The 18,838-nt window shown below is 58.4% G+C and carries 14 protein-coding genes and 1 pseudogene; 11 read left to right on the top strand and 4 right to left on the bottom strand.

All coding sequences use genetic code 11. From position 1 onward, the window contains the following. Positions 1 to 24 precede the first annotated feature (24 nt). The 4 genes from SB772_RS31255 (at position 25) to SB772_RS31270 (ending at position 6,486) form a co-directional block, all read left to right on the top strand. Entirely contained in the window at positions 25 to 2,406 is a 2,382-nt protein-coding gene (locus SB772_RS31255; RefSeq protein WP_410837017.1) for a hypothetical protein, read from the top strand. Further along, the gene (locus tag SB772_RS31260; protein ID WP_410837018.1) at positions 2,399 to 4,510 is read left to right on the top strand and encodes a site-specific integrase; all 2,112 of its coding nucleotides are present in this window, start codon (positions 2,399 to 2,401) and stop codon (positions 4,508 to 4,510) included. The genes SB772_RS31255 and SB772_RS31260 overlap by 8 nt, the downstream gene beginning before the upstream one ends. Further along, complete coding sequence (locus SB772_RS31265; RefSeq protein WP_410837019.1) at positions 4,494 to 5,069, top strand: hypothetical protein; 576 nt, start codon at positions 4,494 to 4,496, stop codon at positions 5,067 to 5,069. The genes SB772_RS31260 and SB772_RS31265 overlap by 17 nt, the downstream gene beginning before the upstream one ends. Positions 5,070 to 5,133: 64 nt before the next feature. Further along, positions 5,134 to 6,486 carry a hypothetical protein gene (locus SB772_RS31270; RefSeq protein ID WP_410837020.1) on the top strand — a complete coding sequence of 451 codons (1,353 nt, stop codon included), beginning with the start codon at positions 5,134 to 5,136 and terminating at the stop codon, positions 6,484 to 6,486. Positions 6,487 to 6,669: 183 nt separating this feature from the next. Here the strand turns inward: SB772_RS31270 and SB772_RS31275 are convergent. Both SB772_RS31275 and SB772_RS31280 read right to left on the bottom strand, forming a co-directional pair. After that, positions 6,670 to 7,665, bottom strand: a pseudogene (locus SB772_RS31275) (YifB family Mg chelatase-like AAA ATPase); the annotation flags it as partial. Positions 7,666 to 7,788: 123 nt separating this feature from the next. After that, on the bottom strand, positions 7,789 to 8,046 hold the full coding sequence (locus tag SB772_RS31280) for an accessory factor UbiK family protein (RefSeq protein ID WP_410837021.1): 258 nt from the start codon (positions 8,044 to 8,046) through the stop codon (positions 7,789 to 7,791). Positions 8,047 to 8,442: 396 nt separating this feature from the next. Here SB772_RS31280 and SB772_RS31285 point away from each other — a divergent pair, with 396 nt between their 5' ends. The 7 genes from SB772_RS31285 (at position 8,443) to ptsP (ending at position 16,089) form a co-directional block, all read left to right on the top strand. Beyond that, positions 8,443 to 8,781, top strand: coding sequence for a P-II family nitrogen regulator (locus tag SB772_RS31285; RefSeq protein WP_006048089.1), 339 nt, complete (start codon positions 8,443 to 8,445; stop codon positions 8,779 to 8,781). 45 nt (positions 8,782 to 8,826) lie between these two features. Then, complete coding sequence (locus SB772_RS31290; protein ID WP_410837022.1) at positions 8,827 to 10,344, top strand: ammonium transporter; 1,518 nt, start codon at positions 8,827 to 8,829, stop codon at positions 10,342 to 10,344. A gap of 241 nt (positions 10,345 to 10,585) precedes the next feature. Further along, the gene (gshA, locus tag SB772_RS31295; RefSeq protein WP_410837023.1) at positions 10,586 to 11,875 is read left to right on the top strand and encodes a glutamate--cysteine ligase; all 1,290 of its coding nucleotides are present in this window, start codon (positions 10,586 to 10,588) and stop codon (positions 11,873 to 11,875) included. 90 nt (positions 11,876 to 11,965) lie between these two features. Further along, complete coding sequence (gshB, locus tag SB772_RS31300) at positions 11,966 to 12,922, top strand: glutathione synthase (RefSeq protein WP_410837024.1); 957 nt, start codon at positions 11,966 to 11,968, stop codon at positions 12,920 to 12,922. Positions 12,923 to 13,257: 335 nt separating this feature from the next. Next, on the top strand, positions 13,258 to 13,752 hold the full coding sequence (locus SB772_RS31305) for a PTS sugar transporter subunit IIA (protein WP_410837025.1): 495 nt from the start codon (positions 13,258 to 13,260) through the stop codon (positions 13,750 to 13,752). A gap of 84 nt (positions 13,753 to 13,836) precedes the next feature. Then, positions 13,837 to 14,106 carry an HPr family phosphocarrier protein gene (locus tag SB772_RS31310; protein ID WP_115099518.1) on the top strand — a complete coding sequence of 90 codons (270 nt, stop codon included), beginning with the start codon at positions 13,837 to 13,839 and terminating at the stop codon, positions 14,104 to 14,106. A gap of 234 nt (positions 14,107 to 14,340) precedes the next feature. Then, positions 14,341 to 16,089: a phosphoenolpyruvate--protein phosphotransferase gene (gene ptsP / locus SB772_RS31315; RefSeq protein ID WP_410837026.1), complete on the top strand. Its 1,749-nt coding sequence runs from the start codon at positions 14,341 to 14,343 to the stop codon at positions 16,087 to 16,089. A 52-nt stretch (positions 16,090 to 16,141) separates the two neighbouring features. Here the strand turns inward: ptsP and SB772_RS31320 are convergent, their stop codons facing one another. Both SB772_RS31320 and SB772_RS31325 read right to left on the bottom strand, forming a co-directional pair. Further along, the gene (locus SB772_RS31320; protein ID WP_410837027.1) at positions 16,142 to 16,900 is read right to left on the bottom strand and encodes a HesA/MoeB/ThiF family protein; all 759 of its coding nucleotides are present in this window, start codon (positions 16,898 to 16,900) and stop codon (positions 16,142 to 16,144) included. Between the two features lie 140 nt (positions 16,901 to 17,040). Continuing rightward, positions 17,041 to 18,618, bottom strand: a complete 1,578-nt coding sequence (locus tag SB772_RS31325) for a S41 family peptidase (protein WP_410837028.1) — start codon at positions 18,616 to 18,618, stop codon at positions 17,041 to 17,043. Positions 18,619 to 18,838 lie beyond the last annotated feature (220 nt).

Here is an 18,838-nt window from a genome sequence, read left to right on the forward strand (position 1 = left end):
GTCTAAAATCGTTGGGAATCCGAAATGACGAGGAAAGCAATTGGTGAAGTCAGACTGCTGGGGCCTTACACCTCTCCGGGAGAGCGCGCGATTATTGAAGATTCAAATGCGTACGATTCTTACCCCAGACCAATGACCGAGGGCTGGATAAGGGACATGGTCAGTGACGCGGCGTCGCGAACAAAAGCACATACAGTTGCCCTTGTTCGACAAATCCTGCTGATGCTCGAGTGTTTCTTGCAAATAACAGGATTAAAGCTCGTGCAAGCGGACTTCCATCAAAACCAGGTGGCTCTGGAACTTTTCCTTGGTGCCATTGCTTCAGCTAAATTTTTCCACGCTACTTTCCATTGCAGGCAGAGACTAACTAAGGCTGTAACGGACATTTTGGCCGCCTCTGAAATGAAGGTCGACCGCAGTTGGATTGAAAACATAAAGCCAAGCGTCCGGTACTTGTCTGACGAACAGGCTAGGCTGAGGCAAGGATTTAACAGTTTTGCTTTAATCCAAGAACGAGTCAGTTACTGGATGAACTGGCCAAGCACTAACTCCGAGGGAAACGTTACGTGGTTTGATTTGGCCATTATGTATGAGACTTTCGGTGCTGCATACACGCATGAGTTTTATATGTGCTGCGCCACTTACCACACATCAATTGGGCGAGCGGCTATACCGTTGCGAACGCAACTTCCGAGGTACATGGTTGCTCATCCGGAGCTCACACTACGAGCCAGACGTGACCCGCATGCGAGCAAGGATTTCTGGAAAGGACTGATAGTCCATTGCCTGGAAAATGATGTGCCGCGCAGGCAAATTACAACCATAGTCACTGACTGGCGCACGCAGGTCTCGCGACTTTTCTTAGCTCTTGTGACCGCCGAATTGTTCGTCACGCCAATTAAAGGATTTCCAGCTCCGCCACGAAATTTCGTTCCACCGTCGGACACGCACATCAAAGTCCGCAATGGCCAAAGCGAACGGTTAAAAAGCGTCACTCCGTTTTCAACAGAGCAGTTTTCAGACGCAGAGGCGTTGGAGAAAAAATCTGAGGAGGTTTCGGACGACCTCAGCGTTGTTACGAAATGGGCCCATGCTAAGGCTGAGCAGGTATGGAGAAACTATCTGGGCCGGATACTGTTGGCAGATGCCGGCGTTCCGCACTTGTTGGCAGACCAGCGGGACGAAAAAACAACCTCACTGCGTGTAAGACAGCGAGAAACACTTGCGAACAGGGCCGCCACGCTACGGCACTACGGCTTCATCACTAGCCACGACTACCTGAATGAGGGAGGAATAAATCCCAAGGTAATCCTTGGAAGAAACATGTCAGGGCTGGCATACAAACTAGGTTTCCCAACTTTAGAGGCGGTGATGCCTTATATGGCACTTTTTGTAATCCGTCACCCCGAAATAACGGACGGATTTCTTGCAACCCTTGAGCTATATAACAAAAGCAACTCCAGAGTTGGATTCGGAACAAATCAGGCGGGATACTTTTTACGTGGATTCAAGCGTAGGCGCGGGAAAAACAGGGCAGAGCAGAGAATACAAATAGATATTGATTTAGCGAGAATAGTATACAGACTCCTTTGTGTAACCGCCATGTGCCGGCGGTATTTGAAGAAAAAGGGTGACGACGCACACAGATATATGTTTATAGCTTCTGGTCAGGGATTTGCTTACCCGACAAGATTCCGCGCAATTTCCAGTAAGCTGTCCACCGCGTCAGAGCGAGGACAATCCAAGCAGTTCATTGCCGATTTGGAAGAATTCTCGGGATGTACCCACGAAAAAGCTCTGGCGATTGCGTCAAATTTCAGCATGACGAAACTTAGGGCCCAAATAGTCATTGCAAACTATTTGAAACGGCATGATACAGCTGAGGTGGCTCGAGCATTGGGGCATGTACGTTTCAGCTACAAGCAAATCATCAGATATATTCCGTTGCCTCTAATGATGTTCTTTATGGAAAGATGGATACGGATTCATCAAACTCGCTTCATAGTAGAAGCATTGGTAAATAGTCCATATAAATTCGAGGCAAGCGGATTCGAAACGGAAGGTGAGCTTGAGCGGTTCATGAAAAATCATTGCGTGAGCATTGACTCATCCGACAACACATTTCCGGGCCAGTCTCCAGAAAAAGTTAAGGAGATGAGTGGCGCGACCACGCTCATTGGCATTGATGAATCAGTCATGACTATTTTTTGTAGCATAGTGCTCTCGCTGCAATGCAATTCGTTGAGAAGGGTCCGTTCAAGTGCGGTCATTTGGGTGACCGTCTCAGGATTAATAATTAAGCATATCGAATCAATCAAAGAAATTCGACCTGAGTTGTTTGCTCATCTCGAAACTGGCCGAAAGGCCGCTAATGTCTCCCTGATAGACGGTGTGGTATATGAGTAATCTGCCAGATAATCTCAGAAGATGGATTGAAGATAGTGTTGCCGACGAGGCGAAGCGACTCAGGCGCACAGAGTTCTTGAAGTCCGAATACGCATCGCCGGTCTGGAATTGTTTTTTCCTGGACGGACTGGAGTTCAAAATTGATTGGCGAGTGAGATTGGCCGATGGAACGTTTCTGACCGACGTTAAGAACTTTGAGTTATGGGATGAATTTCGGATGTTCCTGTGCGCGCAGGAATATGCCGAGGAAAACAAGGGACGAGACAGATTTGGCATCACCGTCTACAACAACGTCCGTTGTGGAATGCGAGTGATAGATTATTTGTTGCTGAACGATGCAACGCTCAAACTTCATCAGAACGCGCTGAGTGCGCTGACCGCACCAGACGTGACGCGCATGCTTGCGAAGCTTGCCGACTCGGGAGCAGTCGCTGACATATATGATTGGAATGAGCGCCTCAGGGCTTATCTGCGGGAGCAATCCGCAACCATAACTTGGGACGACATTTGTCGGATAGTTAAGCGAAACAAGAGGATTGTCGACATCGAGTTTGATTCGGATGAGCAGGAGTTAAACCTGAGTGGGCCGGAATTGCTTTACTCCAGGTTTTGGTTGTTCCGGGAAGGCTTATACGTTCATGGGTCTTCCGGGTTGGAGTACAGCATGAAGCCGGACATGGTGAGGCTAAGCGCCCTTCTCTATAGTGGGAGCATCGCCGCAACCGTTAGGCGGAGAGTGCCACCGGAGCTATGTTGGGGGCGAAAAGAAACATACGCATGCGAGTATCCCCGAGCACCTGTTCAAGCAGTACCTTACGAGGATAATCAGCCGGCGAGCCTCGCGGTGCTCCGAATGTATATCAGAGTCGCCAGACGGCTCCGAGATGTTGCCGCGGTCGGGAAGGTGATTCCTAAGGCCGCACTGCAGGAGCTTACCGCTGCAAGGCCCGAACTGTTAATCGCTCAGATTAAGACTGGGCACTATCTGATTCCCAGTGTGGCGGATGTCAACTTCGCCTTCGAAAAAGCGGTGGATTTCTTCAAAAGCGAAGTTAAACCTATCTTCTCAAGCTTTTTGAGCGTCGCCCGTGCGGCGTGCAGTGCCGGCATTGGTTGGAGAAAATTTCTGACCCCCTCGCAAATCAAGAAAGCCGTAGGAAAAAAGACACGAAGAACGGGCGTAAGCACTTGGAGTGTCGCGAGAGCCTTCGGGAAGGCGTGGCCTGGCTTCATCAGTCAAAATGAACGGCGGCCGGCCTCAATGTTTTTTAAGAGTTTTAGAAACAATGAAGGACTGCTAGAGCTCGTGCATGTTGCCATGGGCGCATGCCTATTTATCGTTGGCGCAGTCAGTGGCCGTCGTCAGGGCGAGCTCAAAGATTTGGACCCGGCAACTTGCATAAACGCAGAACAACGAACCCTAAAATTCGAGCTGCGGAAGACAGGATACAAAGGGCGCCGGCAGGTCGTCGAGCGACCAATACCAAAGTTAGCGATTGAGGTGATTGCCAGAATAAAAGAATTTCATGAAGAACTGTCGGCAATCGATGGGATGCCGAAAATCAAAGGCATCTTTGCAACGTTCAGCGACGATGGCGAGTGCACATTGTCGCATTCCAGCATGAACCGGCTGCTGGATAGATTTTGCGATTACATTGAGATGCCACTCAACGAGTGGGGGCAACGCAAATATCTGCGGCAGCATCAGTTGAGAAGGTTTTTTGTCACGACCTACTTTATGCGACGCTCGGGGACGCTCGACGCACTAAGTTGGTATCTGGGGCACGTTACTTATAAACAGGTTGACGCCTACATCGACTTCGACTTTTCCGTTGAAGAGCGGGAGCGAGCGCAGGTCCATGTCGCGGTGGAAGCTTTGAAGACCACGGAGAAAAGCCCATTCGAGAGACTCCGTGAGGTCATTGAATCAAAATTCGGGTCTTCATCAGTAGTGGTTGACGACTCCGACGCCGTCGAGATGTTTTTGTATTCAACCCGACATGAAAGTGAAGGCCGAGTCATCGACGAGGTTTTGAAGTTTCCGGGAGGAAAGCAACTTGCCCTACACGTTGTACCCGGAGGTCAGGTTGAGCAAGCCGAGTAACTACGTAACGTTGATTGCGCGCGAGCAAACCTCAACGGGCAGGTTGCACAAATTACTGGACTTGGCTGAGCGGAAGTTCCCAGAGTTCAAAAATTGGCCCGGACTGCAGGCGGCAGTGAACTCTCAAGGGGAGCTTGCTCAATTCGCGGACGACGGATTGCAGATAGCCTCCTGTAGCTTGAATACACTGAAAAAGCGAGCCAATGATGAGATTGGGGTTGGCTGGGAGCGTTTAGATTCGCTTCGAAGGAGGGTCGCCTGGAAGTTTCAAAAACAAAGCTTGACTTGTATTGGAGAGAATCGGCCCGGCCGTGGTTCAAAAGCGGAGTTGGAGTTGAAGCTGAAGGAAGTTAAGGACGATTATCGCCAACTCGAAAGCGACAACTGGCAGTTGGTGAAGGGCATCCGCGGGCTATTGAAATTATTGGACAGTCTCGTAGAACAGTATCCTCACGATGCCCTTAGCAAACAGGTTCAGACCGAACGTGCGGAGGTGTTAGCGATGTTTAACCTGCTAAATCAACCAAAGGTGTTTCGCAATGAGACGTCGGAAGGGTAGTAAGCATAGGGAGGACCGAGAGCTCGTCGCGAAGCTACCGCGACACTTTCGATATTTTTCTAATTTGGATATTACCGGCAAACCTTCCTTTGATGAGTTAGAGAACGGCTCGTATCTAAACTGGCCTGACGGTAGACTGTGTTTCGAGGCGACTTCATACCTGCAGGAGCAGATTGCGTCTGGCAATGCGACGATTGTCCGAGGCGGCACCGTCAGGTTAAAGGCTTATAACGTGTCTCATCTAGTACGATTCTGCTATCAGACGAAGACAGACTTCATCGACATGAGTGACGCGAAGTTCACGATGTTCGCAAACAGCGTGCGGAACGAGTCGAAGGTTCCTGGAAATCTCAACAGTGGCTTGCTTCGAGATGGGTCGGTGCCACGAAATATCTGCCGCGACGCATTGGAGTTCCTGTTCCATGTTGGCAAGCTGCATAACCGTCCGAAATTCGTATCCGTGAATGGAATAATTAAAGCGGAAAAAGTCGTTCGAACAGCAATGGGTCCAGACGGGCGTGCAAGGTCGTTTGTCTGCTGGGAGCATGAAGCGCTGCCTGCACCCGGAATTGTTCGAAGCAGAGGCGCAATTAGCGACAAAAACATTAAGAGACTGACTGCCGCGGTCAGCGATGTGGTCGGTAACGCGAGCTTTCCTATTTACAGGAAGCGTCGCCTCCATGTAATTCTTCGCCTCTCTCGCATCCTCGGTTGCCGGCGAACAGAGTTGCTAATGCTGCGAGTAAAAGACTTTAAGGACGCCTGGCAGATGGCGCAGCCACTGTTGAGCCTCGTTACACTGAAACAAGGCAGGCCAGCTAGCCGGACCGTGGAAATCAATCATGTTGAAATCAATGAGATTTTAAGTTTCGTCAAAATATTTCGTTCTGTAGTCGTCAAAGAAACCTGCGGCTCACATATGGATGATGGATTTTTGCTCGTTAGCGCGACCTCTGGACGACAGTTGGAACCTAATACGGTTACGCAACTGATGCGCGACCTTCGGAACGCAGCCGGTATCTCAGAACAGGCATGCGTTCATATGCTTCGAGGGAATTTCATAGTCGAGCGACTTACCGCTTTGATGGAGAAGCATAATGCGATGAATAAAGATGACTTTCGTCGAATGATGATAAATAAAGCGGTAATGTTGAAGGAGGTCATGAAGGAGACCGGCCAAACCAGCATGGATACTATCTTGCATTATCTGGATGCGGCAGAGGCCAAACTGGCCGACCTTCAAAAAACCAAGCAGAGTGTGCGGGTCGACATGCTCGGTGAGTCGCTCAAGGTGTGCGCTGAGCAGCACAAACTGAGGATGGGTGAAGGTACGCCCGAGGTGGTCTCGCTCCGAATCTACCAAGCCTCCGTCGAAGCCGCTCGGCAGGACGCGACTGTGTTTGCCGACGACCAGTAATTCGCAGCGTTTCGCCGGCGTGATTGCCGGTTCAGCGACTATCTGGATTCAGTGCTCGAGCCGTTTGCATTCTTGGCAGCGTTTTGACAATTGTCAGAGCACAAGCTCGCTCAACAACCCCGGCTATTTCCCCTGAAATCAATGCTGTAGAGGACTTTGACAACATGCTGTAAAAAGCAAACCCGGAAGTTCGTCGAGGAACAGCACGCCCAGATGTGCCAGCGTGATTTCGCCGGGTTGCGGTGGATTGCGTCCGCCGACCAGCGCCGCCGCGCTCGATGAGTGATGCGGCGCGCGAAACGGCCGTTGCCGCCACTGGGAAGGCGTAAAGCCGGACCGGCTGGCGGAGAGCAAGGCGGCGGAACTGAGCGCCTCATCGTCGGTCATCGGCGGGAGCAGGCTTGGCAGGCGTGCGGCGAGCATCGATTTGCCCGCGCCGGGCGGTCCCACCATCAGGACGTGATGACCCCCGGCAGCGGCGACCTCGAGTGCGCGACGCGCGCCGCGCTGGCCGATCACATCGGCCATGTCTGGCGCCTCGGCGGGCGGGCTCCCGGTAAGATCGGGCGCGGCGACTGGATAGAGCCGGGCGTCGGGTGCTTCGGCAAGATGGGCGCACAGCGACGGCAGATCGGCGGCGCCGTAGACGTCGACGCCGGGTACGAGGGCGGCTTCCGCGGCGCTGGCGGCTGGAAGATAAAGCTGCGCGGCGCGCCGGGCCGGCATTCCAGCCGTCGATTGCTCGCCTGCAGTAATAGACGCGGAGGCGCCGTTAGAAGCGGCACTGCGCGCCGTCCCGCAGGCCATTGCGAAAGCGCCGCGCATGGGTCGCAGCGCGCCGGTCAGCGACAGTTCGCCGGCAAATTCACGGTGCAACAACGATTCCGCCGGAATCTGCCCGCTTGCCGCGAGAATGCCTAGCGCGATCGGCAGGTCGAAGCGGCCGGACTCCTTCGGCAAATCGGCGGGCGCGAGATTGACTGTGATGCGTCGGACAGGGAAATCGAAGCCGCAGTTCTGCAGCGCCGCGCGCACGCGCTCGCGGCTTTCGCGCACTTCCAGATCGGGAAGGCCGACGATCGAAAAAGAGGGTAATCCGTTCGCGAGGTGAACCTCGACGGTTACTTCAGGCGCGCGGCCAGAGGCCGGCGCGCGACTGCGCACCACGGCAAGCGACATGTTTTCTCCCGTCGGACAGCGCGCTCAAAGCGCACCCGTCCCCTAATACGCTGATGACGTCACGGCTCGCCTGCCGGTGATGTGCAGCAAAGATGCAGCCGATATACCGGCTCGTTCCTCGCCTTACGGCGTTTGCGTCGTCACCGGCAGCTTCTGCTCGAGTTCGGCGACGCGGCGCTCCAGCTCCTCGAGGCGCGCGCGGGTGCGCACCAGCACCTGGGTCTGCGTATCGAATTCCTCACGCGTGACCAGGTCGAGCTTCGAAAAACCCTGCGACAGCATGGCTTTGACATTGCGTTCGATATCTTTGGCCGGCGAGTTCTTGAACAGCTCGCTCATGCGGGCCTGGAAATCGTTAAAGACATCGTTCGGTTGTTTCATGGTGTTCCCCTTGATGCACAAAAAATGTGCATGTTTCGTTACGTCTGTGCTTTGTTACAGCGAATGATCGTTTCTGGTGCATGACCGGCCGCCCGCCGCCGCCGCATGAGCCCCTTTTGGTGCGCGGCCGTCCGTTCGAAGCCTGCGAACACTCTAGCAACGATCGATGTGCCGCGCCAGCGTGCCGCGCCCACGTTGGCCATCCGGCCAGGGCCGTTTGCGCCCCGCTTGCGACCCTTTTGCAGCGCGCCGCGAGCGAAGTCTGACACAACTGGCATGCGAGTTGCTGTTACTGCCCCGCGCGCACTGCCGGAAGCCGTTTTCCGGCAGCGGAACGAGACCACGCGAACGGGCTACGGGTACGCAAACAGGTTACGCAACTTAGCGAGGGATTTCATGAAACTCATTACCGCAATCATCAAGCCGTTCAAGCTCGATGAGGCGCGCGAAGCCTTGTCGGCCATCGGCGTCTCGGGCATCACGGTGACGGAAGTCAAAGGCTTCGGCCGTCAGAAGGGCCACACGGAGCTGTATCGGGGCGCCGAATACGTGGTCGATTTCCTGCCGAAGGTGAAGATCGAGGCAGCTGTCTCGGACGACATCGTCGACCAGGCGATCGAAGCGCTCGAACGCGCGGCACGCACCGGCAAGATCGGCGACGGCAAGATTTTTGTCACGCCGATCGAACAAGTGATTCGGATTCGCACCGGGGAGACCGGCGCGGACGCTCTGTAACACCAAAAGATAGCGACACAGATAGCGATAAGAGGAAAACGAACGATGCGCAAATTATTGATGTCCTTGCTGATGGCCGGTTCGCTGCTCGCGGGCGGTATCGGCGCCGCCCTTGCGGACGACGCTTCCGCCCCCGCAGCCGCCTCGGCCGCTGCTTCCGATACGGCGGCGAGCGCGCCGGCGCCGGACGCTTCGGCGGCACCCGCTGCCGCCGCGGCTTCGGCACCGGCCGCCGAAGCGTCCGCTGCACCGGCTGCCAGCGCCGCAGCCGCACCTGATGCATCGGCCGCATCCGCTGCCGCCGCACCGGCAGCCCCGACCGCGCCGTTCTCGGTCGATTCGTCGAAGATCAATTCGGGCGACACCGCCTGGATGCTGACCTCCACCGCGCTCGTGCTGTTCATGACGATCCCGGGTCTGGCGCTGTTCTACGGCGGCATGGTCCGCAAGAAGAGCGTGCTCGCGACGCTGATGCAAAGCTTCGCGATCACCTGCGTCGTGACGATCGTCTGGACGGTGGTGGGCTACAGCCTCGCCTTCACGCCGGGCGGCTCGTTCATCGGTGGTTTCTCGCGCGTCTTCATGGCGGGCATGAACTACATCAAGGGCGACAAGGCAACGACGCTGACCGTCAGCCACCTGGCCCCGACGATCCCGGAAACGGTCTACTTCGTCTATCAGATGACGTTCGCGATCATCACCCCGGCGCTGATCACCGGTGCGTTTGCCGACCGGATGAAGTTCTCGGCGATGCTGGTGTTCATGACGCTGTGGTCGATCATCGTCTACTCGCCGATCGCGCACATGGTCTGGGAACCGACCGGCTGGCTGGCTAGCGCTGGCATCCTCGACTTCGCGGGCGGCACGGTGGTGCACATCAACGCCGGTATCGCAGGTCTGGTCTGCTGTCTGGTGCTCGGCAAGCGTGTCGGTTATGGCAAGGAAGCGATGGCGCCGCACAACCTGACGCTCACGCTGATCGGTGGCGCCATGCTGTGGGTGGGCTGGTTCGGTTTCAACGCGGGTTCGGCAGTGGCGGCTGACGGCCGTGCCGGTTTCGCGATGTTCGCAACGCAAGTGGCAACCGCAGCAGCAGCACTCGCATGGATGTTCGCCGAATGGGCCGCCAAGGGTAAGCCGTCGGTGCTCGGCATCGTGTCGGGTGCGGTTGCAGGTCTCGTGGCGATCACGCCGGCATCGGGCTTCGTCGGTACGGCGGGTGCGCTGGTGATCGGTATCGTCGCAGGCGTGGTCTGCTTCTGGTCGGCAACGTGGCTCAAGCACAAGTTCGGCTACGACGACTCGCTCGACGCGTTCGGCGTGCACTGCATCGGCGGTATCGTGGGTGCGCTCCTGACCGGCGTGTTCGCGGTCAAGGACATCGGCGGCGCGGACGGCAGCGTCATTCTGCAAGCCAAGGGCGTGCTGACGACGCTGATCTACAGCGGCGTGGTGAGCTTCATCCTGCTGAAGATCATCGACATGGTGATGGGCCTGCGCGTCACGGAAGAACAGGAACGCGAAGGTCTGGACGTGAGCCTGCATGGCGAACACGTCGAATAAGGATTCCCTCCACGGAAAATCAAGCTCCAAGGCTTGACGAATCACAGAATCAAGCGCAGCGATTTTGGCCCGCCTTTATGGCGGGCTTTTTTCTTGCCGCGCATCTTGTTAACCGCAGATTTTCCCGCCTATTATGGCGATAGCGAGAATGCATTCGCATCCGCTTGCGAATGGAGAAACCGTCCCCAAATGGACAAAGCATTTGCTCTACAATCTTTTTTCTCCAGTCTGCGAGTGATCAATGGTTCCGCACCTAGTTACGGCGTTAAACGGCCCGCTGCTCGACCTCGAGCGGAAGATCCTCGACGCCACACCTGCCATCGAACGCTGGTTCCGGCTCGAATGGCAGGAGCACACGCCGCCGTTCTACTGTTCTGTCGATCTGCGTAACGCGGGTTTCAAGCTCGCGCCGGTCGATACCAATCTGTTTCCCGGCGCGTTCAACAACCTGCCGCAGGAAGTGTTGCCGCTTGCCGTGCAGGCCGCGATGGCATCGATCGAGAAGATCTGCCCGGACGCGAAGAATCTGCTGGTGATTCCCGAGCGCCATACGCGCAACGCCTTTTACCTTGAGAATGTCGCCCGCTTGGCCGCGATCATGCGGCAGGCGGGTTTGAACGTGCGTTTCGGCACGCTCGACGAAAGCATCGTCGGGCCGGTCACGATCGCGTTGTCGGACGGGCAGAAGCTCGTCCTCGAACCGCTCGAGCGCACGCCGCGCCGCCTCGGTCTGAAGAATTTCGACCCTTGCTCGATTCTGCTGAACAATGATCTGTCGGGCGGGATTCCGCCCGTGCTGGAAAATCTGCACGAACAGTATCTGTTGCCGCCGCTGCACGCGGGTTGGGCCGTGCGCCGCAAATCGACGCATTTCTCCTGTTATGACGACGTCGCGAAGAAATTCGCGAAGATGGTCGAGATCGACCCGTGGATGATCAATCCGTACTTCGCGCACGTCGAAGGTGTCGACTTCCAGGCGCGCACCGGTGAAGAAGCGTTGGCAGACGCGATCGACGGCGTACTGAAGAAGATCGCCAGGAAGTATCGCGAGTACGGCATCTCCGAAAAACCGTATGTCGTCATCAAGTCGGATGCGGGCACCTATGGCACGGGTGTGATGACCGTGCACGATGCGTCGGAACTGGCCGCGCTCACCAAGCGCGAACGCGCCAGGATGGCGGCCACCAAAGACGGCCTCGAAGTGCACGACGTCATCGTGCAGGAAGGCGTGTACACGTTCGAGCGCATCGGCGAAGAAGTCGCCGAGCCGGTCGTGTATATGATCGACCGCTATGTGGTGGGCGGCTTCTACCGCGTGCACGGCAGCCGTGAGCGCGATCAGAATCTGAATGCGCCCGGCATGCACTTCGTGCCGCTCGGCTTCGAGCATACGGCGCTGCCGGATGCGCACGCCAAGCCTGGCGCGGCGCCGCCGAACCGCTTCTATATGTACGGCGTGGTGGCGCGGCTGGGGTTGCTGGCCGCATCGGTCGAACTGGAAAAGACCGATCCGGAAGCAATTCAGGTCTGAGCGGCGGCGGCCGTTCGGACCCCGGCGCGGATGCCGCCGCGTCTTTATAAACGATCAATGCCAAGCCCGTAAGGGAGCACCGGAATTCCCATGGACATTCTTTTCATCGCCGATCCGCTCACGCAGTTCAAGATCTACAAAGACTCGACCTACGCGATGATGGCTGAAGCCGCGCGCCGCGGTCACACGTTGTACACCTGCGAGCCGAAGCACCTGGCGTGGACGGGCGGCGACGTCGAGGCGAACGTGCAGCGCTTTGCGATTGTCGGCGACGGGGCGGACCTGCATCGCGACACCTGGTACGCAGCCGAAACGGCGGCGCCGCGAACGCTTAAGCGCTTCAACGCGGTGGTGATGCGCAAGGACCCGCCGTTCGACATGGAATACGTGACGTCGACGTGGCTTCTGGAACTGGCCGAACGTGGCGGCGCGCGCATCTTCAACAAGCCGCAGGCGATTCGCGATCATTCGGAAAAGCTCGCGATCGGCGAATTCGCACGGTTCGTCGCGCCCACGCTGGTCACGCGCGACGCCACCCGTTTGCGCGCGTTTCATGAAGAACACGGCGACGTGATCCTCAAGCCGCTCGACGGCATGGGCGGCATGGGCGTGTTTCGCGTGAAGGCCGACGGGATGAATCTCGGCTCGATCATCGAGATGCTGAGCCATGATGGCGCTCGCTCGGTGATGGCGCAAAAATTCATCCCGGACATCAAGGACGGTGACAAGCGCATTCTGCTGATCGGTGGCGAGCCGGTGCCGTTTTCGCTCGCGCGGATTCCTCAGGGCAATGAAGTGCGCGGCAATCTGGCCGCGGGCGGTCTGGGTGTGGCGCGGCCGCTTACCGAGCACGACCGCGAGATCGCCGCCACCCTCGCACCGGTGCTCGCCGCACGCGGCTTGCTGCTGGTCGGCCTGGATGCGATTGGCGACTGGCTCACCGAAGTCAACGTCACCAGCCCGACCTGCTTCCGTGAAATCATGGATCAGACTGGATTCGACGTTGCGGCGATGTTCATCGATGCATTGGAGCGTGCGGCAGAGTGACAGCGCGGCTCTTGAATGGCTGCCGGCGTCCCCAAATTGTGTAGTAAATCCGCATCAAGCGCGACGACGGCTTTAGCGCGAAAATGGGCCTGCTACAATCCCGCTCTTCCGATCCAAGTCTGTCCAGGCCGATTGCGCGGTGTCGCCAGGGCGCCATGGGCATGGATCGTGGACAGTGGGCGAGCAGTTGCCCACAGTGCTTCAGGCGCTGCGGGCCGCTCGTTGAATGGTGCGTTCAGGCCCTCACGACCCACGGCCGGTCGAGGGCGCTTGCGAACCGGGCGGTGTGTTCCGGTTCACGGTTCGGGGCCGTTTTTTTTTGCTGCAAGGCTGATATGGCAGGCATTCTGATCATTGCGCACGCTCCGCTTGCCACCGCGTTGCGCGATTGCATTTCGCACATCTACGGTGGCTTGCCGGCTCGCATCGGTGTGATCGACGTATCGCCGGATTGCGATCCCGCACAGATGGTCGCGTTCGCGCACTCCGAAATCGAGCGGCTCAGGGAAGAAAACGGCGCGCTCGTGCTCACCGACATGTTCGGTGCGACGCCGGCGAATATCGCCGCACGTCTCGCTTCGGAGCCGAATGTACGCGTGCTGTGCGGCGTCAATCTGCCGATGCTGGTGCGCGCGGTTTGTTACCGCGCCACGCCGCTCGACACGCTGGTCGACAAAGCGCTCGCCGGCGCCACCAAGGGCGTGCAAGCAATCGGGCCCGCCACGCCTTTGGTGGCGCCGGTCGCGTCGGCGGACGGTCCTTGCGACTGTTTGCCCGCCGTGCCGTCCGAAGCTTGCCCGGCACAGAAGGCCGACTCGACTGGCCTGTAAGCGGAGTAAGCGGCTTCAAACGATTTAGCTGGTTTGCAGTTTCACCTTTCACAACAACATTTACCCGCGCTTTCGGACCACCACATGCTGCAACAGGAAACGACTATCGTGAACAAGCTGGGGCTGCACGCGCGCGCGTCGGCCAAGTTGACGCAACTCGCAGGCAACTACCAGGCGGAAATCTGGATGAGCCGCAATGGCCGCCGCATCAATGCCAAGAGCATCATGGGCGTGATGATGCTGGCCGCGGGTATCGGCAGCACCGTGGTGATCGAAACGGAAGGCGCCGACGAAAAAGAAGCGATGGACGCATTGTTGAAACTGATTGCTGATAAATTCGGCGAGGGTCAGTGAGTTCGCGCGTTCACGTTACTTAGGAGCAAAACGCCGCGGCTGTCCGCGGCGTTTTTTTTAGCGCGTGACAATCGACGATCGGTGGATGATCTGGCGTCGTCGCTTACGGTAATTCGTGCTGCGCTGCACACAGTGCTGTCGTACCTACAAAGAGCGCGGAATTTATAATGGTCGACGGAGTCTGAGAGCACTGCAGCGGTTTGCCGCGGCATTACACAACTAGAGGAGGTGCGCGTGTCATTCACGCTGCATGGAATTCCCGTGTCACGCGGTATCGCCATCGGGCGGGCTTATCTGATCGCCCCGGCTGCACTTGACGTAGACCACTATCTGATCGAACCCGCCCAGATCGAAGGGGAGGTCGAGCGCTTCCGCTCGGCCCAGCAACTCGTGCATCACGAGCTCGACGCGCTGCGCGCCGATCTCGCGGCGGACGCGCCCAGCGAAATGGGTGCGTTCATCAACGTTCATTCAATGATCCTGAACGATGCGATGCTCGTGCAGGAGACCATCGACCTGATCCGTACGCGCCGCTACAACGTCGAGTGGGCGCTGACTGAACAACTCGAGCGGCTGTCGCGGCATTTCGACGATATCGAAGACGAATACCTGCGGGAGCGCAAAGCCGACATCCAGCAGGTGGTGGAGCGCGTGTTGAAGGCGCTCGCCGGCGCCTCGGTTGCTCTGGTGGACGGCGTGCACGGCGCTTGCGACGAGATGATCGTGGTCGCACACGACATCGCGCCGGCCGACATGATGCAATTCAAAACGCAAACGTTTCAGGGTTTCGTCACGGATCTTGGTGGCCGCACTTCGCATACGGCGATCGTCGCGCGCAGTCTGGGCATTCCGGCTGCGGTCGGCGTGCAGCACGCAAGTGCGCTGATCCGACAGGACGACCTGATCATTGTCGACGGCGATCATGGCATCGTGATCGTCGATCCGGCGCCGATCGTGCTTGAAGAGTATTCATACCGTCAAAGCGAAAAAGAACTCGAGCAGCGCAAGCTGCAGCGCCTGAAATTTTCGCCGACGCAAACGCTGTGCGGCACACCCATCGAGCTGTGCGCGAACATCGAGTTGCCGGACGATGCGCGCGCGGCGATCGATGCCGGTGCGACCGGCGTCGGCCTGTTTCGTACCGAGTTCCTGTTCATGAATCACAAGGACCGGATGCCGGAAGAAGAGGAGCAATTCGGTGCCTACCGGCGCGCGGTCGAGCTAATGAACGGCTTGCCGGTGACGATCCGCACGATCGACGTCGGCGCCGACAAGCCGCTCGATTCGATGGGTGGCGGTGATGGCTATGAAACCGCTGCGAACCCTGCCTTGGGCCTGCGGGCGATCCGCTGGAGCCTTTCGGAGCCGCAGATGTTTCTGACGCAGTTGCGGGCGATTCTGCGCGCGTCGGCTTTCGGCAAGGTGAAGCTTCTGATTCCGATGCTTGCGCACGCGCAGGAGATCGATCAGACGCTCGATCTGATTCGCGAAGCCAAGCGCCAGCTGGATGACGCCGGAATCGCCTACGATCCGAACGTGCAGGTCGGCGCGATGATCGAGATCCCGGCTGCCGCGATCGCGCTGCCGCTCTTTTTGAAGCGGCTCGATTTCCTGTCGATCGGTACCAACGATCTGATCCAGTACACGCTGGCGATCGATCGGGCGGATAACGCCGTCGCGCATCTGTACGACCCGCTGCATCCGGCGGTGCTGTATCTGATCGCGTTCACGCTGCGCGAGGCGAAGCGGGCGGGCGTGCCGGTCTCGGTGTGCGGCGAAATGGCGGGCGATCCGGCCTTGACGCGTCTCCTGCTCGGCATGGGCCTTACCGAGTTTTCGATGCATCCGAGTCAGTTGCTGGAGGTCAAGCAGGAAGTCCTGCGCTCGCATCTGAAGACGCTGGAGAAGCCGGTGGCCGACGTGCTGGCGTCGTTCGAACCGGAGGAAGTGCAGGCGGCGCTCAAGCGCGTGGCGCTGGCCTAAGCGGTGTTGCAAAGAAAGCGCCGCGCGGTCGCGGCGCTTTCTTCAATTTCATTCAGTTCAGGTGCTTTTCCCCGCACACCGGGCAATCCGGCTGGCGCGCAATGCGCATCGTGTTCCATTCCATCCGCAGCGAATCGAGCATCATCAGCCGGCCCACCAGCGGCGTGCCGATTCCGCCGATCACCCGTAGCGCCTCGGCGGCCTGCATCGATCCGATGATGCCGACCGTCGGTGCGAACACGCCCATCGTCGAGCACGCGACTTCCTCGAACGGCTGGTCTTCCGGGAACACGCACGCGTAGCAGGGCGACGTTTCGTCGCGGAAATCGAAGGTGCTGATCTGGCCGTCGAAGCGCAATGCCGCGCCCGACACCAGCGGCACGCCGTGCTTCACGCAGGCGCGGTTGATTGCGTGGCGCGTCGCGAAGTTATCGGTGCAATCGAGCACGACGGCGGCGTGCGGCACTTCGCGGTCGAGCCACGCATCGTCGACACGTTCGGCCACCGCGTTCACCACCACGTCAGGGTTGATCTGCGCGATCGCATCGCGCCCGGACTCGACCTTCTTGCGCCCGACCGAGGCCGTCACGTGCAGAATCTGCCGCTGCAGATTGGTCAGATCGACCGTATCGGCGTCGACCAGCGTCAAGCGGCCGACACCTGCGGCCGCCAGGTACATCGCAGCCGGCGAACCTAGCCCGCCCGCACCGACAACGATCGCGTGCGCGTCGAGAAAGCGCTGCTGCGCCTCGATGCCGATTTCGTCGACGAGGATATGGCGGGAATAGCGGAGCAGTTGATCGTCGTTCATGGCGGGGCGCGTGAGGTGGATCGCGCGACGGGAGGCAGGACCGATGGCCTGCAACGCGCGTTTTCGTTGTGGTTATTTTAATCGCGCGGGGACCGTGTCTTCGCAACATTCAGCGCTGCGAAGACACGCGGTTTTGATGCCTACTTGGCCGGGGCAGGCGCCGCGGCCCCAGCCGGCACCGATGCGCCCGGCACCGGTTGCGTCGGTTTCACCGCGACCGGCGCGGAGGCCGACGTAGCCGGCTTGTTCTGCGCCAGACGCCGCTCGGTCAGCGACTTCGATTCCTGCACGGGCTTGCCTTCCAGCTTGCTCAACGCCTGTTGCAGCATGAAGTCGTCGGTCGAGCCGAATTCGACCGGCTTGCGCTCACGATCCTTCTGGCGCTGTTCCGGCGTCTTTTTGTCGTTCTGCTCTTCAAGCTGGCGCAGCTGGTCCATGCGCTCCTGTTCGCGCTGTTCCGCTTCTTTCTTCTCGTTCGGGTCCTGCGTGTTCGCAAGGTGATTCGAGTAGTCGACTTCGCGGGTCACGAGTGCGTCGTCCGGATCGCCTTCCGCGTATTGATCCACTGCGATGTCAGGACGGATGCCCTTGTTCTGGATCGAACGGCCGCTCGGCGTGTAGTAGTACGCCGTGGTCAGGCGCAGCGCGGTCTCGGCCGTCATTGGCCGGACGGTTTGCACCGAACCCTTGCCGAACGTGGTCTTGCCGACAATCAGCGCACGACGCTGATCCTGCAGCGCGCCCGCGACGATTTCCGAGGCCGACGCCGAGTAGGCGTTGGTCAGCACGATCATCGGCACCGTCTTGAAGATCGGCGCTTCGTCCTTCAGCGGATCGCCGTCGAAAGACTGCAGACGGTAGTTGTCGTACGTATCGCGATAGATCTGTTTGGAATCCGGGATCTGGCCGTTGGTCGACACCACCACCGAATTCGGCGGCAGGAACGCGCCCGCGACGCCGACCGCGCTTTGCAACAGGCCGCCGCCGTTATTGCGCAGGTCGAGCACGAGGCCCTTCAGGCTCGGCTGTTGGCGCGCGATGTCTTGCAGTTTCGCGGCCAGATCAGGCGTGGTGCGCTCCTGGAAGCTGGTAATGCGCACGTATGCGTAGCCCGGCGCGAGAATCTTCATCTTGACCGACTGGACCTTGATGATCGCGCGCGTCACCGTCAGCGGGAACGTGCGGTCATCGGTCTTGCGGAAGATGGTCAGCGTGACCTTGGTGCCCGGTTCGCCGCGCATCTGCTTGACCGCCTGGTCGAGCGTCATGCCGCGCACGGGTTTGTCGTTGATGCGGGTGATCAGGTCGCCCGGCCGGATGCCGGCGCGGAACGCCGGGGTGTCCTCGATCGGCGAGATCACCTTGATCAGGCCGTCTTCAGACGAAATTTCGATCCCCAGACCCGCGAAGCGACCCTTGGTCTGCTCCTGCAGTTCTTCGTAATCGGTCTTGTCGAGGTACGACGAATGCGGGTCGAGGCTCGACACCATGCCCTTGATCGCGGCGGTGAGCAGCTTCTTGTCGTCGACCGGCTCGACGTACTCATGCTTGATTTGTCCGAAGACCTCGGCGAAGAGCCGGAGCTGGTCCAGCGGCAGCGGGGTGGCCGTGCTGGTGCTGGCGGGTTGCTGGGCCGAGGCGGAAAGTTGCAGCGTGGCAAATGCGCCGGTAGCAAGGCCCGCGGCGATCAGGCCGATATTTTTCAGGTTCTTTCGCATAGAGTCTGTTGCGGTCGGAAGCGCGTGGCAGCGTCGATAGAGATAGGGACGGACAAGTATAACTGCACACCAGCCCAGTCAGGGCGCGACGCAGGCAATCGTGATTCGACAGCGCCGGCCGGGCCTGGTTCGGGCGTTTGGGGCTGCGATGCTGAAGTAATGTGCCGTAACAGGCGGATCGCGGCTGCAAGCGCGCTTGAGATGATGCGGGCCGCGCTTA

Origin of the sequence: Paraburkholderia sp. SIMBA_030, from assembly GCF_046535245.1 — a bacterium.
GTDB lineage: Bacteria > Pseudomonadota > Gammaproteobacteria > Burkholderiales > Burkholderiaceae > Paraburkholderia.